The following is a 26,513-nucleotide window of genomic DNA, read 5'->3' as shown; positions in this document are numbered from 1 at the left end:
AAAGTTATTATAAGAAATCAGTTGTACCATCTTTGCGTACAGCTGATTTTATTTTTAACAAAAGATTATATTTTTTCTTATCGTTTTGTAACCTTCTTATTTTTAGTTTTGTCTTATCTATAAAAAAGACTAATGACAAAATATCTATCTTCCCTGTTTTTGTTTATTTCGGTAGTGTTTTTTGCACAGAATCAGGTGAAAGTTTTCAATAAAGCGGACAAAAAGCCTATTCACAATGCAGCCGTTTACTGTGACGATGCACTTCTTGGGAAAACCGACTTCAACGGCAGTGTATCTTTTAAAACAAAATGTAAAAAGGTCGAAATTCTTGCCAGTAATTTTCAGGATGTAATCGTGGATGTAAAACCTTCTATGGAAGTTTCCATGCAGCCTTTGTCTGAAAAGATGGGAAATATAGACAAAATTGTCATTCAGGATAAAAGTGATCCGCGAGCATTGAGAATTTTAGATGAGGTAAACAAAAGAGCCAAAGAGAATTCACCAAAATCGCTGGATTCCTACAATTTTAAATCGTATTCCAAGTTTTCTATTGACGTAGATAAAGATTCTGTGGATACGTATAAAAACTTTTTGGCAGTAAGAAAAGACTCGCTTTCGAAAGTTGATAAAAAAGACCTTAAGCAAACGGATAAAGAGAAAAAAGATTCTTTGATCGGAGAAGATCTTATTCAGGCGACCACCGAAAGCCAGCTGTTTCTTTGGGAGAAAGCTGCAGAATACAAATATTCTAAAAGTTTCGGGGAAAAAACCAATATCATTGATAACAGAATGTCGGGTTTTAAAAATCCGATTTATGAGGCTTTAGCGATCAATATTTCTAATCTTGACAGAACACCGAGACAGCTTAGACCCGAAAACAGAAAATTATTCAATTTTTATCTTTCCGATACTTTACAGCTTGACGGAAGAAAAACTTTTATGATTAAATTCAAGGAAATCACCGATAAAAAGAAGCAGAATCCGAGAAAATTCAACGGGAAAATATACATCGATTCTGAAACCTATGCTTTGAAAAAATTTGAAAGCCAAAGCAAAAAGCGGAATGAAGGAGATATTGTTTCGGTTTGGAAGCCTATTAATGGAAAGTGGTTCTTAGACTACGAAAACATGAAAGTAAAAATGGGAAGCCAGAGTTTCGAGACTTCTAAAAAAGACAGTCTGAAACCCGGAGAAAAAACGAAATACAACAAAAAGAATTTCGGAAATTATCTATATGTGAAAAACCGTTTCTTCGATTTTGAGATCAATAAAGAACAAAAAGCATCCGAATTCAAAGGCTATTCTCTTGAAATGAAAAACTCGGACGGAAGTCTCCTGTCCCAATACAGAACCGACAGTCTTACCGCGAGAGAAAGTGCAACCTACACCAAGATCGACAGTTTTGTGGAAAAGCATGATTTTGAAAAAAAGCTGAATACATTAACGCAGCTTTTAAGAGGAAATCTGCGGTATAAATTCATCGATTTCGACATTACGAAGTTTTTCAGTTACGATAAATATCAAGGTCTTCGTCTGGGAGCAGGAATCAAGCTGAATGAAAAATTTAACAAAACATTTTCTCCGGACGGCTATTTCGGGTACGGATTTAAAGACCATACCTGGAAATACGGTTTAGGGCTTGATGTAAGATTATCAGACAAAAGAACGTCTGTTTTCAGGATCGATTATGTGGATGATGTGTTCGCAGCCGGAAGATTCAGCAACAATATGTGGGACATGATGATGAAATTTTCAGACATCAATCTGGATCTTCACAACTCAACTTTTTACAAAAACCAGAAATGGGGCGCTTCTTTCCTTTATGATATTTCGAATTCTTTAAGCGTGAAAGTTGCCGTGAATAAAGAAAAGCAACAGGCTCTTTTTGATTATCAGTATAAAAATATGGGCAGCCGTTTCGATAATACAAGCGCCACTTTATCCCTAAAATTCTCGCCGAATGACAAAAATATCATGACGCCGAGCGGAAAGTTCACTTATGAAAAAGGATATCCGCAAATCTTCATGAATTACGAAAAAGGATTTGAAACGTTAGGCGGAGATCTGGATTATCACAGAGTGGATGCGTTAATTATTCATCAGTTCAGATCAAAATTAGGATATACGAACATCAAACTTTTCGGAGGAATTTCTTCAGGAAATGCACCGATCTGGAAAAACTTTGAAATCGCAGGACAAACCGATGCGAACAGAGACAACTGGACTTCGAGCATTACGACACCTTCCAATTTAGGTTTTGCAACCATGCCTTCCGGAACGTTCTTTACCGATAAATTTGTTGCCTTCAAAGTATCGCAGTATCTTCCTTTCAGGTTTAAAACTTTCGGATCAAGATATTCCAATATCGAACTTGAATATCAGGCGGCGATCGGAAACATGAAAAACAGACAGGATCATCAGTTCCAGTTTCAGGTACTGGATCATTATTATCAGGAAGCCGGAGTTATCTGGAACCGTTTTCTGGGAAGAAACTTTGGGGTAGGATTTTCTTACCGTTTAGGATATTATCAGACCCCGGAATTTAAAGATAATTTTGCAATCAAACTGAGATTTAACCTGTTAAACTAAGCCGTATTTCAAAATAATTATCTGCAAAATAGAAACAGAAGCTTTCGGGTTTCTGTTTTTTTATTATCTTTCTGAAAAAATAACCATGAAACATAGGCTTACTGAGTGTTTCTCTGCAATATTATTTTCTTCTAATGCAAAAAGAATCCTGTCCTTTGATTGAAGATAAAGAGTTTGAGTCTTATTTTTTAAAAGATATTTCCAATGAATGATCCCATTAATATCAATTAACAAAACTTTTGCGGGACAATAAATATTAGTAATTTTGGCAAGGTTTTCTATGAAAAGGATTTTACTGTTTCTATGTTTTTCAATCTGTATTTTTGGTTTTTCACAATCGAAAGTTACTTCTATTGAAACCGTTATCATCGAAGACAAAAGTGATCCGAGAGCACTGGAAATCCTTAATAAAGTGAATCAGTATTTCCATGAGAACTCTCCCAAAACGCTGGATTCCTACTATTACAAATCTTACGAAAAAATTTCTCTCGATATCGACGAAGACAGCATTTCGCAGTACAACAAATTCTTCGAAGAAACCGGAATGTTCAAAAAAAAGCGGGAAAAAGATTCTTTAAACAACATTACCGCGCGAAAAATATTCTCGAAAAGCAAACTGTTTCTCTGGGAAAGAGCGCAGGAATTTCTGTATTCTAAAAAATACGGTGAGAAGATCAATATTCTGGATAACAGAATTTCCGGTCTCAAGCAGCCTATTTATGAAATGATCGCGCTTCAGCAGAGCAACAGAGACAAAATTCCGGATCAGCTTAAAAAAGAAAACCGCGGACTTTACCGCTTCTTTCTTACCGATACCATTGAAATGGACGGAAGAAAAAATTTCGTTATCCGTTTCAGGGAAGTGAATTACAAAAAGCCCGATAAAAAACGAAAATACAACGGCGCTATTTATGTAGATACCGAAACCTACGGCGTAAAAAAAATTGAAAATTTCAGCAAGAATAAAAACGACGGAATTATTACCAGTTCGTGGATTTTCTTCAACAACAAATGGTTTCTGGCATACGAAACCGTAAAGCTGAAAATGAGCAATATGCAGATGGAAAACGAAAAAGGCGATGAAAAAACCGACAGGAAAAGTAAAAAAACGTTCGGAACCTATGCGTTTCTTACATCGCGGTATTTCGATTATCATTCCCCTGCCGAAAACTCTCAGAATGACTTCAAAGGCTACACTTTTTCAGTAAAAAATATCGACGGAAAAACCTTAGACCAGTACCGAACTGATCCTCTTACCGAAAGAGAAAAAAATACCTATAAAACCATCGACAGTCTGGGAAAAATCTATAATATCGACCGAAAAGCAAGAGTTTTGGGCGGTTTGTTCCTAAACGGACAGATTAAAGTGGGGGTGATGGATTTTGCAGTGGACGAAATCGTCAATTACAACCTTTACGAAGGCTTCAGAGTTGGATTAAAAGCAAAACTTAATGAAAATTTCAATCCGTATTTTTCTCCGGATTACCTTTTTGCTTACGGTTTTAAGGATGATAAATGGAAATACAGGATTGGTCTTGATATCAAAACAACTCTGGAAAAAGACTCGTATTTCCGGTTGGATTATTATGATGATGTAACAGCTTCCGGTGAATTTTACAGAAGACTCTGGAGCTTTAAAATGAGAACGGCAAACTATGGAAATAACCTGAATAACGATCGTTATTACCGTTACAAAGGCGCTTCAGTGTCTTACCTGAACGATGTTACCAACGGATTAACACTGGTTTTTGCTGCCCGAAGAAATCTGGAAGAAGCGATGTTCGATTATTCTTTCCGTGGAAGAGGTCCTTCTTTTGATAATTTTAACACCCTATTTACACTAAAATATTCCCCAAATTCTACGAATATTATGACGCCGCAGGGAAAATCGCTGATCGGTCAGAAATATCCCGAACTGTACTTTAATTATGAACAAAGCTACAAAATATTTGGCGGAGATTTCGATTATACACGATTTGATGCGCTTTTGGTTCATAATTTCAAAACGATGTTTGGAACCACAGGTTTCAGACTCTATGGCGGAATGGTTTTCGGAGATGCGCCGATCTGGAAAAATTTCACCATGAACGGGCTTGCTTCTTCAAGAAAAGATTTTAATTTTAACCTAACTTCTTTCTTAGGATTTGCCACTCTGGAAGGGGGAAAATATTACAACGACCGGTTTATTGCCTATTATTTTACCCATAAAATCCCATGGTATTTTAAAAGCTTCGGGCAGAATATTTCAAGCTTCGACTTTGTGTTAAGAGGAACGACGGGAAATATGAAGCATCCCGATTACCATCAGTTCAGATTCCATCCTTTGGATCACCTTTATCAGGAAGTCGGTCTGGAATGGAATAATTTCCTATCAACCTACTTTAATCTGGGATTATTTTACAGGGTTGGATATTACACCACTCCTAATTTTAAACAAAATTTTGCAGTTCAGTTTAAATTAAAGATTCTGGATTTTTAAAAAATGAAACCGTTAAATAAAAGATAAATGCAGAAAATCGAAATAAAAGCAGATCAGTTTTTCGAGTTATTAAAATTAAAAGATACCTCGATGTGGGAAATCTTTGCCCAAATGATCGATGGAAACGAAAAGGAAATCATCTTTCTGGATAACGAAAATAAAATCCTTTTCAATTATATTCTTCCTTCCACACCGGAGAAAATGGAGGAAGACCGAAAAGAATTTTCTAAACAGTTTGCGGATAAACTTGCGAATCTGAATTAAACTTTTAGAAACGTATTTCTTCTTATTTAAAGTTTAACCTCAACTTAAACTTCATTTTTTGTTTATTTTGTGTTAAATTTTAAAAGTGTAATCCCAATCATTAAAAAATTCAAGATGAAAAATTACCTATTATCTGCAATCAGTGTGTTTATTTTTGGGACTTTTACTGCTCAATCCTATCAAAAACCTCTGGTTTCTGCTATTAAAGAAGTCGATCTTCGCAAAGATATGTATGATCTTGCAGCCGATCAGTTTTTGGGCCGTGAAGCAGGAACTTTAGACGAACTTAAAGTATCAATGTGGCTTGCTGACAGAGCTAAGGAAGCAGGAATGAAACCAGCCGGAGACAACGGAACTTTCTTTCAGTTTTTTGATATGTACAGACATCAGGTAATTCCGCAGAGCAGTCTGAAAATTGGGGATAATTCTTTAAAATTATGGAAAGATTTTCTTGTTGCGGAACCCGTAAATGCAAACATCGATTCTGAAATTATTTATGCCGGAAATGCCGAACCCGAAGATTTATCAAAATTAAATATTAAAGGTAAAATTCTCGCCGTAAATGCATCTGACAAGAATATTGAAAAGGAAATGACGCTTTTCGTAAGAAGATATCCCGGTTTTGTAAGAACAAAATACTATAACAAAGCATCTGAACTGGGAGCAAAAGGAATCATCTTCATTACAGACGAAACATCGGATAAAAGCTGGGTTGAAGTTTTACCGCAAATGACGAGAGGTTCTTACGGAGTAGAAGGTTTAAGAGAAAGTGTGACGAATAATATTCCGGTTTTATGGATTAAAAGAGAAAATTCTGACTGGGTAAAAAACAATCCTAAAATTTCGCTGCACCTCATCACAGAAACTTATAAATATCCTTCCGTAAACATCATCGGAAAAATAGACGGTACAGATCCTAAACTTAAAAACGAATTTGTTTTAATCAGCGGACATCAGGATCACGACGGAATAAGACATCCTGTAAAAAACGATACAATTTACAACGGCGCAGATGATAACGCAAGTACCTGTGTTGCGATGTTGGCAATGGCAAGAGCCTATAAAAAACAGCCTTCAAAACGCAGTATTCTCTTTGTTTTTCATGGTGCTGAAGAAAGAGGTTTATTGGGTTCGAGATGGCATGCAGCGCATCCTGTTGTGCCAAAAGAAAATATTGTTGCCGTTCTCAATGGTGATATGATCGGGAGAAATAATAATAATGAAGCTGCGCTTCTGGGAGGAAACCCGCCTCACAAAAATTCTGAAGAATTGGTAAAAATGGCTGAAGATGCCAATAATGAAAGTACGAAATTCAGGTATCTGAAAGATTGGGATTCTCCGAAGCATGCAGAATATTTTTATTTCAGAAGCGATCATTTACCCTATGCAAAAGCAGGAATTCCTGCAATATTTTTCACGAGTGTTCTGCACGATCAATATCATACGCCGCAAGATGAATCGGAAAATATTAATTACAAAAAGCTGTATAAAATGACGGAATGGATGTACCGAACTTCATGGAAAGTAGCCAATGAAACCGAACGTCCGAAAGTGATTTCTAATTTTACACTGGAAAGATAAATTTAGAACTATAAAAAAGCTGTCTCAAAAGCCAAAAAACTGACTTTTGAGACAGCTTTTTTGTTTTTTAATCATGAAAATCCGACGATTCGGATCATTTTAATTCCTCAAAAATCTATCCAGAGTTTTCATAGCTTCCAAGACATCATGAACTCTCAAAATTTTTGCGCCCTGCTGCAAAACTTTCAGATGGAGTTTTTGAGTTTCTTCATTAATGTCCAAAGGAGATTTTCCTAAAGGTTTATAAATGAAAGATTTTCTTGAAATACCGATCAGTAAAGGGAATTTCCCAAATCCTAAATACTTTACCTCATCAATCATTTTCATTTGATCTTCCACTGTTTTACCAAATCCGAAACCGGGATCAAGGATCAGATCTTTCACTCCTAACTTGAGCAATTCTGCCATTTTTTCTGAGAAATATCGATTTTCTGAAAGAATAATATCTTCAAATTGTATCTTATCGTGCATCGTCTCATAAGTAGGATTTACGTGCATGAGAATGTACGGCAGCTTTGTTTCTGCAACAGTTTCAAACATTTTATCATCATACTGACCGCTGGAAATATCGTTAATCAGATCAATGCCCTCATTAAAACCAAATTTTACGGTTCCGGAATAAAATGTATCCAAAGAGATCAAAGCTTCCGGAAATTCTTTTTTAATTAGAGAAATGATATTTCCGATTCTTCGGATTTCCTCTTCAGAAGTCAGAAATTCCGCATTCGGTCTTGTGGATTGCGGTCCGATGTCGATGATTTCAGCACCATCTTTCAGCATTTTTTCAGTCTGTTCCAGCGCAGATTTTTCATTGTTAAATTTTCCGCCGTCTGAAAAAGAATCCGGAGTGAGATTGAGAATTCCCATGATTTTCGGGGCTGATAAATCTATTAATCTTCCATTGCAGTTGATGGAGTGAAAGTGTTCAAAGGTTTGAGTGTTGGAGAATGAGAGAGCTGGGAAGCCGGATGGTTTATGAGTAAACATTTTGGAATTACGAATTGAGTTTATTCTACAAAAATAGCATAAAAAAGAAACGCACAAATCTGAAAATATCATTTAAATGCCTATTAACCACACCATGCATAAACGCTCTCCCTCAAACTCATAAACGCTCTCACCCAAAAACGCCCAAACTCTCCTATTCCGAACCCCTCCAACACACAAAAATTCGTATATTTGGAAGATTAAGAGAATTTATGTCACAAACATCAGTACAGTTCGGGAAAGTTATCAGTCAGTGCCGCGAATTATTCAGCAAAAAATTACAGGATTACGGCGCAGCTTGGAGGGTTTTAAGACCAAGCTCAATTACGGATCAGATTTACATTAAAGTCAACAGAATCCGCACGTTACAAATGACTGACAAAAAAATGGTGGACGAAAGTGAAGAGGATGAATTCATCGCCATTGTGAACTACTCCATTATCGGACTGATTCAGCTTGAAAAAGGTTTTTCCAACGATTTTAATGAAAATAAAGAGGAGATTTTAGAGATTTACAATCATTATGCTGCCGAAGCACAACAATTAATGGAAAGAAAAAACCATGATTACGGTGAAGCCTGGAGAGACATGAGAATTTCTTCGATTACGGATCTTATTTATCAGAAAGTTTTAAGAACCAAACAAATTGAAGATAACCAAGGCGTTACTCTGGTTTCCGAAGGTTTGGATGCCAATTATTTTGATATGCTGAATTATGCGGTGTTCTGCCTGATCAAATTTTCTGAAAAAGCAGCCAGTGTAAAATAAAAAAACAAATTAATTATGATAAAAGGTTTATTACGATTTCTTCTTGCGGTTATTTTCATCCTTTCAGGGTTTGTAAAAGCAGTTGATCTGGTTGGTTTTTCCTTTAAAATGGAAGAATATTTTGCCCCGAATGTTTTTAATATGCCGTTTTTCGAAAAGTTTGCACTGCCGCTTTCGATATTTGTTGTGGTGCTGGAACTTCTTCTGGGCTTTATGCTTTTGATTAAACTGAAACTTAAATTCACGCTTTCTGCATTAATTGCATTATGTATTTTCTTTGGTTTCCTTACCTTTTATTCTGCCTATTACAATGTGGTAACAGATTGCGGATGTTTTGGAGATGCCATTAAATTTACGCCGTGGCAGAGTTTTATTAAAGACATTGTGCTTTTAATCGGGTTAATCGCTGTTTTCATTCTTTACAGAAAAGAATTTAAGAAAAAAGATGCATACAGCTTCAGCACAAAGAAAGAAACAGGAAACAAATTCAAATATATTCTTCTGGGCGTTTTTTCTGTTGCCATGATTCTGGTTGGCGCACATGGAATTGTTCATGAACCTGTTATTGATTTCCGTGATTATAAAATCGGAACCGATCTGAGAGCTGAAAAAGCTAAAATTGCTAAAAATCCGTCCCAGTATCAGACGTTTTATTCCCTGAAAAATGCTGAAACCGGAGAGGTTCTGAAAGTAAATCAGGATGATTATATCAAAAAAACAGAATATTGGGCAGAAGGATCGCCCTGGAAAATAGAGGAAGGAAAGAATGAATCTGTTCTGGTAAAAGAAGGCTACAAATCTGAAATTGCAAAATTCAAGCTTGAAGATACTACGGGAATGGATATGACTCAGGAAGTTATCAATGCTCCAAAAGCTATTTTAATTTTCACGTACTATCCTCAAAATGTTTCTCCGGAACTTATTAAACAGCTTGAAACTAAAATAAAAACTCAGGGTACACCTGCTGTTTACGGAGTTTCAACACTTCCGAATACCTTTAAAACCATTAAAAATTTGATGATGGATGCTACAGCAATTAAAACCATCGCTAGAAGCAATCCTTTTGTACTGGTTCTGGAAAACGGAAAAATTGTTGACAAACAGCCTGCAAAAGATTATCTGAAATAAAAAAACACTAAAATTTAAACTATATCAATGCAAAAGTCTAACAAACCCATTGCCGGTTATCATTTATTGATGATTCTTTCTTCTGTAGACGGAGAATTTGCTCCGGAAGAAGGAATGCTTGTTCAGCAATATTTAGCCGATGAATTTCCTTTTAAAATGAATCTTGATAATGAGCTTGAAACCATTGCCCTGCTTCAGCCGGAAGAATGGAAAGATCATTTTGAATTTCACGCACGTTGTTTCTACGACGATTCTACAGAAGAGGAAAGAACAAGTTTCATCCAGTTTGCGAAAACGCTGATTAAGGCGGATAATAAAGTGACGGATGAAGAGCATACTTTTTATACGCTTTTGAAAAACCTTTGGAATATTAATCGATAATTGAGTCATTAGAAGTTAGAAATCCGTTTCTGACTTTTAGTTTTTAACTTTAAAATAAAAGAAACTATGAGAAGAAAAATAGTTGCAGGAAACTGGAAAATGAACAAAAATGTAATTGATGCCCAACAATTAATGGTTCAGTTACTAAGCTATAAAAACAATAATACTACGAACTGCGAAGTATGGATCGCTCCTCCGTCTCTGTATCTGATGATGGCAAAAGATGTTTTTGAAAAAGATGAAATCGGCGTTTTCGCGCAGGACATCAGTGAACATGAAAGTGGAGCGTACACAGGAGAAATCTCTGTAGATATGCTGGAATCTATTGATGCAACAGGTTCTTTAATCGGGCATTCTGAAAGAAGACAATATCACGGCGAAACAGACTCTCACTGCAACAGAAAAGTAAAATTAGCTTTGGATAAAGGTCTGATTCCGGTTTACTGTAATGGGGAAACTTTGGAGCAGAGAAAAGCAGGACAGCATTTTGAAGTGGTAAAAAACCAGACTGAAGTGGCTCTTTTCACGCTTACCGCAGAGGAAATTAAAAAAGTAGTGATCGCTTACGAACCGGTTTGGGCAATCGGAACCGGAGAAACTGCGACGCCGGAACAGGCACAGGAAATCCACGCTCACATCAGAAGTATTATCGCCGCAAAATACGGACAGGAAGTTGCAGATGAAGTTTCTATTCTTTACGGAGGTTCTGTAAAACCGGATAATGCAAAGGAAATATTCTCTCAGCCGGATATTGATGGTGGATTGATTGGCGGAGCCGCTTTAAAACTGGAAGATTTTTCTAAAATTATTGAGGCTTTTAATTAATCGAAAATAAGGCTGTGAAAAAATTTATACTGCTGTTTCTGGGAATATTAATATTTGATATTCTTTATGTATTTATCTACGACCAGTTTTTCATCGGGATAAAACCTGAATTTTTGCAGTATCCGTTGTCAGTCATAAAAGTTTTGGTGAATTCACCCGCAGTATTATTTGATAAGCTGTTGCCTTTTTATGCGTCAATACCAATATATAAGATGTTTCTGATATTTTTTGGAAATATTTTAGTACAGACATTTTTGATTTACAGGATGTTCTTTAAAAAGAGAAGATCTACAGAAAATGAAAAATAAAATCCGGCGGCATCTTCGATGCCGCCGGATTTTTTATAATCAGAGTTTGTAAAATTAAAGTTTGTGCTTTTATATTTTAGATGGTCTGTTCTTCATGTTTTCCTTCTTTGATCTCCTCGACCATCTTTGCATTAAAGGCTGGAAGATCTTTCGGAGTACGGCTTGTTACCAGACCATGATCTACCACAACTTCGCTGTCTTCCCAATTTGCTCCCGCATTTTTAAGATCTTTACTGATTGAATCCACCGATGTCATTTTTCTTCCGTCCACCACTTCGGCGTTAATAAGAATCTGTGGTCCATGACAAATGGCTGCAACGGGTTTGTGCTGCTGGAAAAAATCTCTTACAAAAGATAAAGCAGTTTCATTGGTTCTTAACTGATCCGGATTGATTACTCCTCCCGGTAAAACCAATGCATCATAGTCTGAAGCGTTGGCTTCATCTAAAGTTTTATCAACATTGTATTCCTTTCCCCAATCTTTTTCTGCCCATGCTTTAATAGTTCCGGATTCCGGACTGATGATGTGGGCTGTCCAACCTTGCTGTTCTAAATGTTCTTTTGGAGATTTCAATTCGCTTTCTTCAAATCCGTGTGTTGCTAAAATTGCAATTTTCTTTGACATAATTTTTATGATTTAAGTGTTGTACTCATCATCTTGAAAAAATGATACCGTTTTTGCCCTTACATTTTATAAAATTTGTTAAAGTATTTATTTTAGGTCTGAAAATTACTTTTATCACTATTGATGTTAAAATTTGTAAATCCGACTTTTATCCTAGCCCGGATTGCAGCAATTGTCTGAGCTCGTTTCTAATATTTCAGGGTTGCGGCGGCTCCGCCGCCGCAACCCTGAAATATTAGAAACAGCGAGTGCGGAAAGCCGGAAAAAGCTCCTGATATATTTCAATAAAAAAACGCACCAAAATCAATTGATGCGTCTTCTTATTATTTTTACAAAATTTATTTTTTGTCTTTAGATCTCTGTAAAACTTCGTCTACCATTCCGTATCCTTTTGCTTCTTCGGAAGTCATCCAGTAATCTCTGTCGGAAGCTTTTTCTACCCAGTCATAAGTCTGTCCTGAGTGCTCGGAAATGATCTCGTAAAGCTCTTTTTTAAGCTTTAACATCTCTCTCAGGTTGATCTCCATATCAGAAGCAACACCTTGCGCACCTCCCGAAGGTTGGTGAATCATTACTCTTGAGTGCTTCAAAGCAGAACGTTTTCCGCTTTCTCCGGCAACCAAAAGAACAGCACCCATTGAAGCTGCAATACCGGTACAGATTGTTGCTACATCAGGCTTAATGATCTGCATCGTGTCGTAAATTCCTAAACCGGCGTAAACACTTCCACCCGGAGAATTGATATAAATCTGAATATCTTTTGAAGGATCTGCACTCTCTAAGAAAAGAAGCTGAGCGGTTACGATATTCGCCACCTGATCATCAATTCCTGTTCCTAAGAAAATAATTCTGTCCATCATCAAACGGGAGAAAACATCCATTTGTGCAACATTTAATCTTCTCTCCTCCATAATGTACGGCGTAAGACCTGTAGGACCATACATTCCCATATACTGATCGGTTGCCAAACCGTTATTTCCCAGATGTTTTACAGAGAAATCTCTGAATTCTTTTTTAATGTCCATATGCTTGTTTTGTGTATTACATTTTACGAGGTTGAATTTACAACTTTTATTCCTAAAATTTTATAAGACTTTTTGTCATAAAGTTTCAATAATTAATAGATTATTTCCTATTATCTGTCAGTATAAATACCTGTAATTGCAGAATAATTTAAAATTTTAGCCAATTCCTTGGAAACCATCGTGAGCATCTGAATTTTCTTAAGCTGTTCAAAATATTTAGATTCATCGGATTCTGCATATTCTGCCAATTCTCCTTTTGCTTTTGATATCAGGAAATTAACATATCTGAATTTATGAATCAGAATATCTCCTGCCACCTGCTCTGGAATTTTATCCCCGTAATTGGGCGAAAAAATATTTCTTGTGGTCCAGTCGTTCAGCTCACTGTAGATATTCATGGAATTGACGGCTGCCTTGCTCAATTCTTCATCCATTAATCCGAAAAAGAAATTTCCTTTTCGGAGTTCCTCTTTTTCAATTCCTTCTTTTATATACTCTACGATTCGTTTGTTCAGTTCCACCTGAAATTCGTAGTCGTCTTCTTCAAAATGGTGAAGAATTTCCTCAATCACCGTAATATCATATTGCTGCTGATCCGGCGCGGTTCTGTGAAGAACAACATCTCCGTAATTGAGCATATGATTGATAAGGTCATTTTCAAGTTTCGTTACATTAAAAAGTACCGGATCAATATAATCTCTCGGATCATTAACCACTTCAAGCTTTGCAGGTTGTTGCGCTTCAGCTTTAATCTGTGCTTTATGCGTCTGATTTTGGGTGATCTGCTTCTGAACATCCAGCTCATTAAACAGACTCTGCTCTGAAAGTCCGAATTTTGTAGAAACCTGCTTCAGATACACTTCCCTTTTCAAAGCATTCTGAACAAAGGAAACCGACTTCACAATGTCTCTGATGGCTTCAGCTTTCTTAATCGGATCATCTCCAATTTCCTTGAAAAGAATTTCAGCTTTAAAATCAATAAAATCCATCGCTTCATTTTCGATGAATTTTTCCACATATTCCTGCGGATGTTTTCGTGCAAAAGAATCGGGATCGTCTCCGTCCGGAAACAACATCACCCGAATATTCATTCCTTCCGTCAAAAGCATATCAATACTTCTGAAACTGGCCTTAATTCCTGCATTATCCCCGTCAAAAAGAATCGTAACGTTCTCTGTTAATCTTTTGATAAGCTTAATCTGCTCCGTCGTTAAAGAAGTTCCGGAACTTGCCACCACATTTTCGATTCCCGACATGTGAAGCGAAATAACGTCCATGTAACCTTCCACCAAAAGACAGACATTCTTACGCGAAATTGCCTGCTTGCTTTGGTTTAAACCATAAAGAACATTGGATTTATGATAAATTTCCGTTTCCGGTGAGTTGAGATATTTGGCTGTCTTTACGTTATTTTTAAGAATTCTGGCTCCAAAACCTAAAACCCTGCCCGAAAAACTGTGGATCGGAAATATTACTCTTTCACGAAAGCGGTCGATTCCTGCGGGAGAATTTTCAGGAAAAATTGAAAGACCCGATTTCTCCAGAATTTCTTTTGAATAGCCTTTTTCTAAAGCATATTCTGTAAAGGCGTTCTTTTTTTCAGGCGAATATCCGAGCTGGAATTTTTTAATGATGTCATCACGAAGTTCACGCTCTTTAAAATAAGAAAGACCGATTGATCTCCCCTCTTCCACTTCCCAAAGGAAATTCTGAAAAAAATCGTTCGCAATTTCATGGATTTTATACAGCAGATCTCTTTCCGACTGTGCATTTTTTGCTTCTTCGGAAAAATCCTTCTGATCTTCCTCAATTTCAATTCCGTATTTTTTTGCCGCGTGACGAAGTGCTTCAGGATATGTGAAATTTTCGATTTCCATTAAGAAAGAGATCGCTGTTCCTCCTTTTCCGGTAGAGAAATCTTTCCAGATCTGTTTGCTTGCCGAAACAACGAAACTCGGTGTTTTTTCGTCATGAAAAGGACTTAATCCCTTGAAATTAGACCCTGCTCTTTTGAGCTGCACATATTCTCCCACAATCTCCTCAACGCGGATTGTAGAAAAAATCTTATCGATGGTCTGTTTGGAAATCATGCTGCAAAAATATACAAAAAAATCTATAGAGAACAGTATAAATTTAGTATAAAAACATCTTAAAATTATCCTGAAAAGTTTTATAAATTTAATTGATTTGAATGACCTCAAAAATTGAAAATACAATTATTTGATCTAATTTTACACCTGAATTTTTTACCGTAATTCATTATCTTTGTTTAAAAATATGCAATTCACGATTCAACATATGGAAGACTGGCAGAATATTGCCGAAACCGTCATTTCAAAATTAGAGCATAACATTTTACTTTTAAAAGGAAATCTGGGCGCCGGAAAAACAACTTTCACCCAGTTTCTCCTTAAAAATATGGGAAGTACAGACGAAGTAAATTCACCCACCTATTCTATTGTCAATGAGTACAATACCCCAAAAGGAAAAGTATATCATTTCGATTTATATCGTTTAAAAAACATTGAAGAAGTCTATGATATCGGAATGGAAGAATACTTAGACCATTCATTTCTCTGCATTATCGAATGGCCGGAAGTCTACGAAGAAGATCTTTACGGTCTCAAATACCACGAAATGAGCATCATTAATACCGGAGAAAACAGAGAAATTTCATTCGAGTAAATATTATGTATCTTTGCTCCTGAATTTGAATGTAAAATAACGATCTGTAAGAACCTAATTATTTAAAAGGATGAGTACTACAAACATTTTTACTCCTTTTACCGAAGAGGAACTGATGCCGAAAGAAGAAAAACTGGAGGTCATTAAAAAAGGAAAACAATTCAGCATAGGAATTCCGAAGGAAACTTCCCTGAATGAAAGAAGAGCTTGCATAACGCCTGATGCGGTGCAGGTTTTGGTAGAAAGTGGTCATGAAATAATCATAGAATCCGGAGCCGGACAAGGTTCGTTCTTTACAGATCTGCAATATTCTGAATCGGGAGCGAGAATTACAAACGATCCGAAAGAAGCTTTCGGGCAGGATTTAATTTTAAAAGTCAATCCGCCTACAGACGAAGAAATCGATTATATGCGACCGAATACCTATCTTGTATCGGCACTTCAGATCAATTTGAGAGATAAAGACTATTTCTTAAAACTGGCAGAGAAAAAAGTAAATGCCATTGCATTTGAATTCATTGTAGACGAATACAAACAATTAGCTTTAGTAAGACTGGTCGGCGAAATTGCAGGAACGGTTTCCATTCTTTATGCTTCCGAGCTTTTAGCTTTATCCAACGGTTTAATGTTGGGCGGAATCACAGGAGTAAGACCCGCTGAAGTGGTTATTTTGGGAGCAGGAATCGTTGGAGAATTTGCCACAAAAGCAGCCATCGGTTTAGGGGCAAGTGTAAGAGTTTTCGATAATTCCCTTTCAAAATTAAGACGACTTCACACTTTGGTTGACAGCAGAGTTCCGACTTCCATTATCGATCCGAAAGAGCTGAAAAAAGCCTTAAGAAGAGCCGATGTGGTGATCGGAGCCCTTCCAAGATTGAATATGACACCCATCGTTACCGAAGATATGGTAATGAAAATGAAAAAAGGAAGTGTAATTATTGATATTACCATCGACAACGGAAAAGTAATCGAGACTTCCGAACTTACCACCATGGAAGATCCATACATCATTAAGCACGGCGTAATCCACTGCGGACTTCCGAACCTTACCTCAAGAATGCCGAGAACCACAACAAAAGCCATCTCCAATTTCTTCCTTTCCTATATTTTAAATTACGATGAAGAAGGCGGCTTCGAAAATATGCTGGTTCGCAAAAACGAAATGAAACAGAGTCTTTATATGTACAAAGGCAGACACACGAAAAAAATCATCTGCGACCGTTTCGGACTTACTTATCACGATATCAATCTTTTAATTTTCTAATGAAAAAACTGAAATTCTATGCAATCGGTCTTGTACCGGGATGTATTATTGTATTTTTTATCTTAAACAAAAAAGGCGCAAGCTGCAGCGGTTATCTTCCCAACAGCCGCGTTATTGCAGAAACCCTGTCTAAAGATTTTAAATATTCTGAAACAGCAAAAACAGAAATGGCAACATTAAAAGTTGATGAAAAATTTCTGAAAGACAGTATCATCACCAAAGGAAAGATTGATTTCGACAGAAGCCACGCTCAGAAAAAACCCTGTCCTGATTATCTTCTCACCTATCCCGAAGAAAAACCCACTTACGAAATCACTTTTGAAAAATGTGAGGAAAGCGTAACGGTAAATTCTTTGAAGAAATTGAAATAAATTATCAGTCTGCTTTGCGAAGCATTTATATCTTTGCTTCTTTTAAATTTAGAATTATCTTTATTAAAACTTTGCGTTTAAATAAAAAATAAACATGCTTCGACAAGCTCAGCATGACATGTCGCAAATACCGAGTGTTTGGTTTAAAATAGAAAATAAAAAGAAGTAAATAAATTTTCAATCCATGGAAGGCAATTACTACATGATTCATGATTATTGGATATTCATCGGAGTATTTGCGGTTTTCTTTTTTTTAACGGTAAGCATTTATTTATTCAGCCAAAATCAGAAATTCAAAGTAAAAAATGCCAAGCTTTCGACTGCCAATAAAATGATTCAGGAAAGACTGAATGAAGTACAGCTTGAACACATCGGAACAAAACTGAATCCACATTTATTTAAAAATATCCTGAATTCGGTGCAGTCTCATGCTTATCAGACGTATATGTCGCTCGATAAACTTGCGAATGTTTTAGACTATATTCTATACGAAAGTAATAACAAATTCGTAAGTCCGAAAGAAGAATTAAATTTTGCTGTAAGTTTAATTGAGATCAACAAAATTAAAGTAAATCCGCTTTTTGATTTCAGAATTAAATCGAAAATCAATAAATCGGATGAAATTTACGAAGAGAAAGTTTTTGCCCCTCTTCTTTCGGTAGATTTGATTGAAAATGCCTTTAAACACACCGATTTCCTTGCTTCAGACTCTTTTATTTCCATTCAGCTTGAACTTGAAAAAAGAATTTTCACGATGAAAGTAAGCAATAAAGCTTCTCTGAAAAATGTTCTCGAAAAAGAAAAAAGCGGCTTCGGAAGCCAGTCTCTGGATCAAAGGCTGAAAATGATCTACAATAATTTTTACACGCTTCAGAAAAGTTCAAAAAACGGTATCTTCACGGCAGAATTAACAATCAATTTAGGAGATTTTTATGATAAAATGCGTTATTCTTGACGATGAATTACTGGCAATCAGCTATTTAAAACTTCTATGCGAACAGATTGAAAATGTAGAAGTTGTAAAAGCATTTAATGATCCTAAAATTTTTCTGAACGAAATTGAAAACATCGACTGCAACGTCTGCATTTTAGACATCGAAATGCCCAGAATAAACGGATTGCAGGTTGCAGAAGCCATTTCAGGCTCAAAAAAAATCATTTTTACCACCGCTTACAAAGAATATGCAGCCGAAGCTTTCGACCTGAATGTTGTAGATTATGTAAGAAAACCCATCAAAAAAGAAAGGTTAACCCAGGCTTTCGAAAAAGCAGCGGAACTACTCCAAAAGACCAATAAAAAAGATTTTATCGAATGGAATACCAACATCGGTAAAACCGTAATTTTTACAGACCAGATCGCCTACATCAAAACTTCGGAAATCGACAGTCGGGATAAGGAAATCCTTCTTAAGGACGGAACCAATATTGTTTTAAAAAACCTGAATTTCAAAAATCTTCTGGAAATGCTTCCTGCAAAAGATTTTGCGCAGGTCAACAAAAAAGAAGTTATTGCTTTATGTGCCGTCAAAATATTCTCCACCAACGAAATTATTACTACTGTTTCTCTGGGAAATGACCGCTTTTTAAAGCTTCAGATCGGGGAAACCTACAGGAAATCTCTTTCCGATTTATTGGGACATTAGATTTCACTGCAAAATTCTTTCTTTTCATTACATTTGATTAAAAATCATCTTTTTTTTCCGATTTTCTTAGCAATTTTGTCTAAAATTTGGAATCATGAATTGGGGAAAATACAGAAATATCATCTTTTATATTTCCACCATTATTGTTTTTTCATCACTGATGTATTTTTTCATCATTGAAGGGCAGACTTTGGAAATCGGAGAAAAGATCATTACAAAAACAAACAACAGTTCCAGCTGGGACAATTTTTTAGAATCATTCAAGACCAATCTTCACCATCCTTTAGCTTTATTACTGGCACAAATCGTTACCATTATTCTTGTTGCAAGACTTTTCGGATGGATTTGTATGAAGATCAAGCAGCCTTCCGTGATCGGTGAAATGATCGCAGGAATTGTTCTTGGACCTTCCCTCGTAGGAATGTACTTCCCCGAATTTTCAGCGTTTCTTTTCCCGAAAGAATCTTTAGGAAATCTTCAGTTTTTAAGCCAGATCGGACTTATTCTTTTCATGTACATTGTGGGAATGGAACTGGATTTAAGCGTTTTAAGAAAAAAAGCACACGATGCGGTAGTCATAAGTCATGCAAGTATTATTATCCCTTTTGCCTTGGGAATTGGTCTGTCTTATTTCATTTATAAAGAATTTGCGCCGGAAGGAATTCAGTTTACCTCATTCGCGCTTTTCATCGCTATTGCCATGAGTATTACCGCTTTTCCCGTTTTAGCAAGAATCGTTCAGGAAAGAAATCTCCAGAAAACCAAACTGGGAACTGTGGTCATTACCTGTGCAGCAGCCGATGATATTACGGCATGGTGTATTTTGGCAGCCGTAATTGCTATTGTAAAAGCCGGATCGTTTGAAAGCTCCATTTACGTGATCCTGATGGCAATTGCCTATGTATTTTTCATGATTAAAATTGTAAGACCGTTCCTAAAAAGAATCGGAGACTTACAGGCAGGAAAAAGCACCATCAACAAACCCATGGTTGCGATTTTCTTTTTAACCTTAATTCTTTCGGCTTATGCTACGGAAGTTATTGGGATTCATGCGCTTTTCGGAGCTTTTATGGCAGGAGCGATTATGCCTGAAAATGCAAAATTCAGAACACTGTTTATTGATAAAGTTGAAGATGTGGCGTTGGTTCTTCTTCTACCCCTTTTCTTTGTATTTACAGGACTTCGTACACAAATCGGATTACTGAATGACAGTCATCTCTGGATTACGGCAGGATTTATCATTTTGACCGCAGTCGTAGGAAAATTTGCAGGAAGTGCGTTAACCGCAAAATTTTTAGGCATCAACTGGAAAGAAAGTTTAACGATCGGAGCTTTGATGAACACCAGAGGTTTGATGGAGCTTATTGTCCTGAATATCGGTTATGATCTGGGCGTTTTAAGTCCTCAGATATTTGCTATGATGGTAATTATGGCGCTCTTTACAACTTTCATGACGGGACCTGCGCTGGATTTCATCAATTTTCTATTTAAATCTAAAAAAGATGATGAGGAATCTCCGGTAAATGATGCGAAATACAGGGTATTATTATCTTTTGACCATCCTGAATCCGGAAGCACGCTGCTGAAACTGGCTCATGATTTCACCCATAAAATGAACGGCAACAAAAGCATAACCGCGATGAATATTGCTCCTGTGAATGAAATGCACGCTTATGATATTAATGAATACGAAAATGAACAGTTTAAAAATGTAATAGAAACGTCCAACGATCTGAATCTTGAAGTCACAACGCTTTTCAAAGCATCCAATGATATTGAAAACGATCTTACGCATATTACCAACAAAGGAAATTATGACCTTCTTCTCATCATGCTCGGAAAATCCATGTATGAAGGAAGCTTACTGGGAAGACTGCTTGGTTTCACGACAAAGATTATTAATCCTGAAAAACTTTTAAACACGGTAAAAGGGAAAGGCAATATTTTCAACAACTCGCCTTTTGACGATTTTACGTTACAGATTCTGGATAAAACCCATATTCCTGTTGGGATTCTGGTGGAAAAAGAATTCACTTCCGCAGACAAAGTTTTTGTCCCGATTTTTAATTTAAGTGATTTTTATCTGCTTGAATATGCCAAAAGACTCATCAATAATAACAATTCGCAGATTATTATCTTAGATGTTGCAGGACAGATCCGGAATAATATTGAAGTGAAAGAACTCATCCGAAGCATCGAACAGGTGGCGCCGAATCACATCACGCTATACAATGAGAAAAAAATTGAGAAAGAATTTCTGAATTCGCAGGATTTAATGCTCATCAGCAGCAAAAGCTGGAAAAACCTCATCGATACGAAAAGCATATGGTTATCGGATATTCCTTCAACATTGATTATCAGCAATCCTTAATGATTTGAATAATGAATTTGCTACGCAAGCAATGGCTAATTCTTAAATTCACAATGAAATAAATTGACAGCAAAGCGAATTGGCAACGAAGTTTATTGACCTGTAAAAAATTTTACTCGCGAAGCGAAATTCACAATTCACTTTTTAATCCTGATTAAAAAAAAATATTTACCTTTGTCTCGTGATTACAAACAACGAAACATATTATTACGGAATTTTTAACTCAGATCTGGGATAAGGATTTCTTATAGATAAAACAAAACCTCGTCCTTGGGCGGGGTTTTTTATTTTAAAATTTAAACGATGAAAATAAGTATTATTGGTGTAGGATTAATCGGTGGCTCAATGGCTTTAAAATTAAAACAAAAGGGAATTGCCGATTTCATCTACGGTATTGATAACAGCAATGACCATCTGAATGAAGCATTAGAACTCAAAATAATCGATGCAAAAGTAGATCTGGAATACGGAATTAAAAACTCTGATCTGGTGATTCTTGCCATTCCTGTAGATGCCGCAAGAAAATTATTGCCGAATGTTTTAGACCTGATTTCAGAACATCAGACGGTGATGGATGCAGGATCTACCAAAGCAGGAATTGTAAATGCGGTAAAAAATCATCCGAAAAGATCAAGATTTGTGGCTTTCCATCCGATGTGGGGAACGGAAAATAACGGCCCGAAATCGGCAGTTTCAGAAAGTTTCTCCGGAAAAGCAGGAGTAATCTGCGATAAGGAAAAATCCGCAGAAGATGCTTTACAACTGGTTGAAAAAATTGTAGAAAGTCTTGATATGCATCTGATTTACATGAATGCGGAAGATCATGATGTTCACACCGCTTATATTTCGCATATTTCCCACATCACTTCTTACGCTTTGGCAAATACGGTTTTAGAAAAGGAGAAAGAAGAAGAAACTATTTTTCAACTGGCTAGTTCCGGTTTTTCCAGCACTGTTCGTCTGGCAAAGTCTCATCCGGAAATGTGGGTTCCGATTTTCAGACAAAATAAAGAAAATGTTCTGGATGTATTGAATGAACACATTGCTCAGTTAAGAAAGTTTAAAGCCGCCCTGGAAAAAGAAAATTTCGAATATCTTGGAGAACTGATTTCGAATGCGAATAAAATCAGGGGAATCTTAGATAAATAGATAAAAATAGGGTTAAAGATTTTAAGTATGTCTTTAACCCTTATATTTTTTCACAAAATTAAAACCTCATCACATCTTTCACCACTCCATTGTTCTGCGTATGCTGCAACAGTTCGGTTTCGATGAAAGATTTTATTTTTTCTTCTGAACCTTCGTTCGGGAACAGAAGGTGAACGTTGGCTCCTGCGTCTAACGTAAAAAACAACGGCAAATTGGTTTCTCTTCTGAAATCCCAGATTTTATTGATGACTTCCAAAGTTCCTGTTTTCATTAAAATAAATGCAGGATCGCTCATCATCATCATGGCATGAAGTGTTAATGCTTCGTGTTCTACCAGTTTAATGAAACTCTGTAAATCTCCATTGGCTAAAATTTCTTTCATGGGACCGAAATTTTCCCTTGCTTCCTGAAATCTTCTGTCTGCGTAAGGATTGGTATTCATTAAACCATGACCGACAGTGGAAGAAACGCTTTTCTGACCCTCATGAATGAGTAAAACCCAGTCGTTAAAATCTTTAAAAATTTCATGAATTTCATCGTTTGGGTATTGTACTGCAAAAAGATCAGAGCTTCCTTTTACCTGAGATTCGCCCCACACAACCAGCCCATTATAAAGACTTCGGCATGCGCTTCCGCTTCCCAATCTTGCTAAAAAAGAGGCTTTTCTCAACGATTCTTCATCCGAAGTTTTGCCTGAGAATGTTTCATCCAGATTCATTAAACATTTAGCTATCGCTCCGAAACCGGAAGCAGAACTTGCAATTCCTGAGCTGTGAGGAAAAGTATTTTCGGTTCTGATGATGTATTTTCCCTGTAAAATCCATGGAAGATACTGTTCGATATTTCTGAAATATTTTTCAATTTTTTCGGCAAATTTTACTTCTTCATTTCCGGCAAGAAAAGTCTGCACAGAAAAAGGTTCATTGGCAGAAAACTCCATCGAAGTATTCGTTCTGCAATGGTTTAAAGTAAAACTGATGCTTGGATTGGCGGGAATCTGATTGTCGTATTTCCCCCAGTATTTGATTAAGGCAATATTCGAAGGACAGCTTTCCGAAACCGTCTGATTGTTTATTGTAAAATCTTTTTTTCCTAAAAATTCCTGTGTTGTCATAATTTCAATTTTTGCAAGGTGAGATCTGGCTTAATGTACAGTTGTTACAGCTCAATCTTCAACTCAGCCTTAAAAATTTAATACATCTTCTCTATGAGATCTGCATATTTTTTAAGCACTACATTTCTTTTTACCTTCAATGTCGGAGTAATTTCTCCTGTATTGATATCAAATTCCGAAGGCATCAATGTGAATTTTTTCACTTTTTCGTAATCGGATAAATGGCTTTGCAGTTCTTTAATTTTGTCTTTGTAAAAATCGTGTATCTTTTCGTTTTTTACAATTTCCTCCCAATGGGTGAAAGGAATATTATTTTTTTTGAGATATTCTTTTAAAAATTCAAAGTTCGGAACAACCAACGCGGAAACAAACTGTTTTCCTTCCGCAATCAGGACAATTTGCTGAATGAAATTGTTGTTGGTTAGGATATTTTCAATCTGCTGCGGCGCGATATATTTTCCGTTGGAAGTCTTCATAAGATCTTTCAGACGGTCTGTAATAGTAAGATTTCCTTTGCTGTCTATTGTTCCGGCATCTCCGGTTTTAAACCAGCCGTCTTCCGTGAAAACTTTCTGCGTTTCTTCAGGTTTTTTGTAATATCCCTTCATAATTCCGTTTCCTTTTGCCTGAATTTCGTCGTTCTCCCCGATTCGGATTTCCACGCCCGGAAGAGGCTTTCCGCAGCCTCCGTGTTCAAAATTCGTCAAAGGAAAAGCGGTTAAAGTTGCCGTAGTTTCCGTTAAACCGTAGCCAACCGTCACATGAATTCCAACCGATTCAAAAAACTTCGTCACTTCAGGAGATAATGAAGCTCCGCCACAAGGCAGAAACCATAATCTTCCGCCCATTTTTTCTTTAATTTTACTGAAAACCAAAGATTCGGCAATATTTTCTTTTATTTTTAATCCAAACGGAACCGGCTGTTCTCTTCTTCTTAATTCTGCGGTCTGCGAACCGGTTTCCAATGCCCAGTTAAATATTTTTTTCTTCAGCGAAGAACCTTCTTCTGCCTTTTCCAAAACTCCGGCGTAGACTTTCTGGAAAAATCTCGGCACCGCGCACATCATGGTCGGTTTTACCTCTTCCAAAGCAATGGCGATATTCTTCGGATCTTCGAGGAAATACACTCTTGCGCCTCCGTAAAGGCAAAGCAGGCTCCAGCTTCTTTCGAAAACGTGGGTTAAAGGTAAAAATGCCAGAGAAAGCTCTTCTTCAAAGTTTTTAAACTTGAAAAATTCAAAGTGGGCATCAAAAGCTTTTACAAAATTTCCGTGCGTAAGCATGACTCCTTTCGGTGTTCCTGTAGTTCCGGAAGTGTAGATAAGCGTGGCAATATCTTCATATTCTTTCTTGCAGAATTCTAATTTGGGAGAACTTTTAGCGATAAAATCCTCCAGATAAAAACTGCTGAATTCTTTCTTGATCCAGACTGCTTTTTTAGAAATGATAATCGTTTGCAGACTGGTACTTTCTTTCTTCAAAATTTCAAGACACGCATCGTACTGCGACTGATCTCCCACTAAAATTGCCTTCGCTTCCGAATCATTGATGATGTATTCTGCCTGTTCTGCATTATTGGTGGAATAGATTGGAACCGTAATGGCTCCGATTGCCAACACCGCGAGATCAAAAATCATCCATTCGGAAGAGTTATCCGAATAAATGGCTACTTTATCATTTTCCTGAATTCCTGCATTTTTAAGCGCATTGGCTGTTTTATACACAATTTCGCCGAATTTTTTCCAGCTCAGTTCTTTCCAGCCTGCATCTTTCTTTTTAAATCCGATGGCAGATTTTATGGGATGCTTTTCTGTATTTTTTAAGATAATTGCCTCTGCAAGATTCATTGCTTTATCTTTTTATCGTTGATATAATTATTTAAATGAAAATCAATACTTTCCGGAAGAGGAATAAACTGATAATTCAATCTGCTTTTTATTTTTTCGTTGGAAACGGTGTTCATTTCTGAAATTGATTTCACATTAGATCTTGTTGCCATTCTTAAAGCGGGAATAAACCAGCCGAATAATGTATTTGCCAAAACTCCGATATTGAGCTGAAAGTCTGAAAGAATTTTAGCTTCTTTTAAATTTAATTTAGATCTGATCTGTTTTCCTAATTCTGCGTACCTTCTGTTTTCTGCAATTACAATAAAACGTTCTCCGAAAATGTTTTTTTCCATTAATTCTATGGAAATTTCTGCAACATCTCTTACATCCACATAACTAGATCCGCCAGAAAATGTAAAGCTGTTTTTTTCGAAGGTAGGAAAAACATCTCCGCTGCTGTTTCCCCAGTTTCCGCTTCCGATGATGATTCCGGGATTTACAATAACAACGTTTAAACCTTCTGCTGAAGCTCTCCATACTTCCATTTCGGAAAGGTGTTTGGAAAGTGCGTATGCAGAATGATCCAGTTTAGGATTGAAATCGGAATCCTCGTCCAGTTCTCCTTTTTCGTTGAAATTATCAAGGACAGCAATTGAGCTCACGTGAAGAAATTTCTTCACACCGGAGCCTTCGCAGGCGTACAGGAGATTTTCTGTACCTTTTATATTGGTACGATACATTTCTTTTTCGTCATGAGGATGAAAGCTTACTTTTGCAGCGCAGTGATATACTTCATCCACCTCTTTCAAAGCTTCCTGAAGGGAATACATATCATTAAAATCTACATCAACCCATTCAATTCTGTTGAAGAAATCATCGGGATTTTCCGTATAAAATGTATAGGAATGCCTTACTTCGTTTAAATTGCTCGTCGGTCTTTTTGCTGCACGAACGTTTTTTCCCTTTTTCAGAAGTTCCAAAACGATTACTCTGCCTAAAATTCCGGTTGCTCCCGTTACAAAAACCATCAATTTTTTTTACTTGATTGCTGACTAAATTATGATAATATTCTACGTTATGCAAATTTGCGATTTTTAAGGGAGATTTTCTGTTTTTTAAATGGATAAA

At 36.5% G+C, this 26,513-nt stretch carries 23 protein-coding genes; 16 read left to right on the top strand and 7 right to left on the bottom strand.

Features of this window, described 5'->3' with window-relative positions; genetic code table 11:
• The first annotated feature begins 132 nt into the window (after positions 1 to 132).
• The 4 genes from DD829_RS08310 (at position 133) to DD829_RS08295 (ending at position 6,913) form a co-directional block, all read left to right on the top strand.
• Positions 133 to 2,589 (top strand): DUF5686 family protein, encoded by a 2,457-nt coding sequence (locus DD829_RS08310; RefSeq protein WP_108411577.1) that lies wholly within the window; start codon positions 133 to 135, stop codon positions 2,587 to 2,589.
• Positions 2,590 to 2,869: 280 nt separating this feature from the next.
• Positions 2,870 to 5,068: a hypothetical protein gene (locus DD829_RS08305; RefSeq protein ID WP_116547668.1), complete on the top strand. Its 2,199-nt coding sequence runs from the start codon at positions 2,870 to 2,872 to the stop codon at positions 5,066 to 5,068.
• Positions 5,069 to 5,095: 27 nt separating this feature from the next.
• Positions 5,096 to 5,332 (top strand): hypothetical protein, encoded by a 237-nt coding sequence (locus DD829_RS08300; protein WP_108411330.1) that lies wholly within the window; start codon positions 5,096 to 5,098, stop codon positions 5,330 to 5,332.
• 114 nt (positions 5,333 to 5,446) lie between these two features.
• On the top strand, positions 5,447 to 6,913 hold the full coding sequence (locus DD829_RS08295) for a M20/M25/M40 family metallo-hydrolase (protein WP_108411329.1): 1,467 nt from the start codon (positions 5,447 to 5,449) through the stop codon (positions 6,911 to 6,913).
• Positions 6,914 to 7,012: 99 nt separating this feature from the next.
• On the opposite strand, the gene folP is transcribed toward DD829_RS08295, so the two are convergent.
• The gene (gene folP / locus DD829_RS08290; protein ID WP_108411328.1) at positions 7,013 to 7,780 is read right to left on the bottom strand and encodes a dihydropteroate synthase; all 768 of its coding nucleotides are present in this window, start codon (positions 7,778 to 7,780) and stop codon (positions 7,013 to 7,015) included.
• A gap of 332 nt (positions 7,781 to 8,112) precedes the next feature.
• Between folP and DD829_RS08285 the strand changes: the two genes are divergently transcribed.
• From DD829_RS08285 to DD829_RS08265, 5 genes are all read left to right on the top strand, one after another.
• On the top strand, positions 8,113 to 8,667 hold the full coding sequence (locus DD829_RS08285) for a DUF1599 domain-containing protein (protein ID WP_108411327.1): 555 nt from the start codon (positions 8,113 to 8,115) through the stop codon (positions 8,665 to 8,667).
• Between the two features lie 15 nt (positions 8,668 to 8,682).
• Positions 8,683 to 9,795 carry a BT_3928 family protein gene (locus DD829_RS08280; protein ID WP_108411326.1) on the top strand — a complete coding sequence of 371 codons (1,113 nt, stop codon included), beginning with the start codon at positions 8,683 to 8,685 and terminating at the stop codon, positions 9,793 to 9,795.
• Between the two features lie 27 nt (positions 9,796 to 9,822).
• Complete coding sequence (locus tag DD829_RS08275) at positions 9,823 to 10,176, top strand: TerB family tellurite resistance protein (protein WP_076392410.1); 354 nt, start codon at positions 9,823 to 9,825, stop codon at positions 10,174 to 10,176.
• A 66-nt stretch (positions 10,177 to 10,242) separates the two neighbouring features.
• Positions 10,243 to 11,001 carry a triose-phosphate isomerase gene (gene tpiA / locus DD829_RS08270; protein ID WP_076392408.1) on the top strand — a complete coding sequence of 253 codons (759 nt, stop codon included), beginning with the start codon at positions 10,243 to 10,245 and terminating at the stop codon, positions 10,999 to 11,001.
• Positions 11,002 to 11,015: 14 nt separating this feature from the next.
• Positions 11,016 to 11,309 (top strand): hypothetical protein, encoded by a 294-nt coding sequence (locus DD829_RS08265; RefSeq protein WP_116547667.1) that lies wholly within the window; start codon positions 11,016 to 11,018, stop codon positions 11,307 to 11,309.
• Between the two features lie 76 nt (positions 11,310 to 11,385).
• On the opposite strand, the gene DD829_RS08260 is transcribed toward DD829_RS08265, so the two are convergent.
• The 3 genes from DD829_RS08260 to dnaG form a co-directional block, all read right to left on the bottom strand.
• Entirely contained in the window at positions 11,386 to 11,934 is a 549-nt protein-coding gene (locus tag DD829_RS08260; RefSeq protein WP_116547666.1) for a type 1 glutamine amidotransferase domain-containing protein, read from the bottom strand.
• 338 nt (positions 11,935 to 12,272) lie between these two features.
• Positions 12,273 to 12,959, bottom strand: coding sequence for an ATP-dependent Clp endopeptidase proteolytic subunit ClpP (clpP, locus tag DD829_RS08255; RefSeq protein ID WP_076392404.1), 687 nt, complete (start codon positions 12,957 to 12,959; stop codon positions 12,273 to 12,275).
• A 110-nt stretch (positions 12,960 to 13,069) separates the two neighbouring features.
• Positions 13,070 to 15,049, bottom strand: a complete 1,980-nt coding sequence (gene dnaG / locus DD829_RS08250) for a DNA primase (RefSeq protein WP_116547665.1) — start codon at positions 15,047 to 15,049, stop codon at positions 13,070 to 13,072.
• A 187-nt stretch (positions 15,050 to 15,236) separates the two neighbouring features.
• Between dnaG and tsaE the strand changes: the two genes are divergently transcribed.
• From tsaE to DD829_RS08215, 7 genes are all read left to right on the top strand, one after another.
• Positions 15,237 to 15,644 carry a tRNA (adenosine(37)-N6)-threonylcarbamoyltransferase complex ATPase subunit type 1 TsaE gene (gene tsaE / locus DD829_RS08245; protein WP_108411382.1) on the top strand — a complete coding sequence of 136 codons (408 nt, stop codon included), beginning with the start codon at positions 15,237 to 15,239 and terminating at the stop codon, positions 15,642 to 15,644.
• A 70-nt stretch (positions 15,645 to 15,714) separates the two neighbouring features.
• Positions 15,715 to 16,908: an alanine dehydrogenase gene (locus DD829_RS08240; protein ID WP_076392398.1), complete on the top strand. Its 1,194-nt coding sequence runs from the start codon at positions 15,715 to 15,717 to the stop codon at positions 16,906 to 16,908.
• Positions 16,908 to 17,279, top strand: coding sequence for a hypothetical protein (locus tag DD829_RS08235; protein ID WP_108411383.1), 372 nt, complete (start codon positions 16,908 to 16,910; stop codon positions 17,277 to 17,279). Before DD829_RS08240 ends, DD829_RS08235 begins: the two co-directional genes overlap by 1 nt.
• A gap of 184 nt (positions 17,280 to 17,463) precedes the next feature.
• Positions 17,464 to 18,234: a histidine kinase gene (locus DD829_RS08230; protein ID WP_108411384.1), complete on the top strand. Its 771-nt coding sequence runs from the start codon at positions 17,464 to 17,466 to the stop codon at positions 18,232 to 18,234.
• On the top strand, positions 18,212 to 18,922 hold the full coding sequence (locus DD829_RS08225; protein ID WP_108411385.1) for a LytR/AlgR family response regulator transcription factor: 711 nt from the start codon (positions 18,212 to 18,214) through the stop codon (positions 18,920 to 18,922). The genes DD829_RS08230 and DD829_RS08225 overlap by 23 nt, the downstream gene beginning before the upstream one ends.
• Before the next feature lie 94 nt (positions 18,923 to 19,016).
• Positions 19,017 to 21,293, top strand: a complete 2,277-nt coding sequence (locus DD829_RS08220) for a cation:proton antiporter (RefSeq protein WP_108411386.1) — start codon at positions 19,017 to 19,019, stop codon at positions 21,291 to 21,293.
• Between the two features lie 303 nt (positions 21,294 to 21,596).
• Positions 21,597 to 22,442 carry a prephenate dehydrogenase gene (locus DD829_RS08215; protein WP_108410704.1) on the top strand — a complete coding sequence of 282 codons (846 nt, stop codon included), beginning with the start codon at positions 21,597 to 21,599 and terminating at the stop codon, positions 22,440 to 22,442.
• A gap of 58 nt (positions 22,443 to 22,500) precedes the next feature.
• Here the strand turns inward: DD829_RS08215 and DD829_RS08210 are convergent, their stop codons facing one another.
• The 3 genes from DD829_RS08210 to DD829_RS08200 form a co-directional block, all read right to left on the bottom strand.
• Positions 22,501 to 23,556: a diphosphomevalonate/mevalonate 3,5-bisphosphate decarboxylase family protein gene (locus tag DD829_RS08210; protein ID WP_108410705.1), complete on the bottom strand. Its 1,056-nt coding sequence runs from the start codon at positions 23,554 to 23,556 to the stop codon at positions 22,501 to 22,503.
• Between the two features lie 77 nt (positions 23,557 to 23,633).
• The gene (locus DD829_RS08205) at positions 23,634 to 25,403 is read right to left on the bottom strand and encodes an AMP-dependent synthetase/ligase (protein WP_108410706.1); all 1,770 of its coding nucleotides are present in this window, start codon (positions 25,401 to 25,403) and stop codon (positions 23,634 to 23,636) included.
• On the bottom strand, positions 25,400 to 26,413 hold the full coding sequence (locus DD829_RS08200) for an NAD-dependent epimerase/dehydratase family protein (RefSeq protein ID WP_108410707.1): 1,014 nt from the start codon (positions 26,411 to 26,413) through the stop codon (positions 25,400 to 25,402). Before DD829_RS08200 ends, DD829_RS08205 begins: the two co-directional genes overlap by 4 nt.
• Positions 26,414 to 26,513: the final 100 nt, after the last annotated feature.

Origin of the sequence: Chryseobacterium sp. HMWF035 (assembly GCF_003094695.1) — a bacterium.
GTDB lineage: Bacteria > Bacteroidota > Bacteroidia > Flavobacteriales > Weeksellaceae > Chryseobacterium > Chryseobacterium gambrini.
The sequence above is the reverse complement of the archived record's forward strand: the minus strand, read 5'-3'. Positions and strand labels throughout refer to the sequence as shown.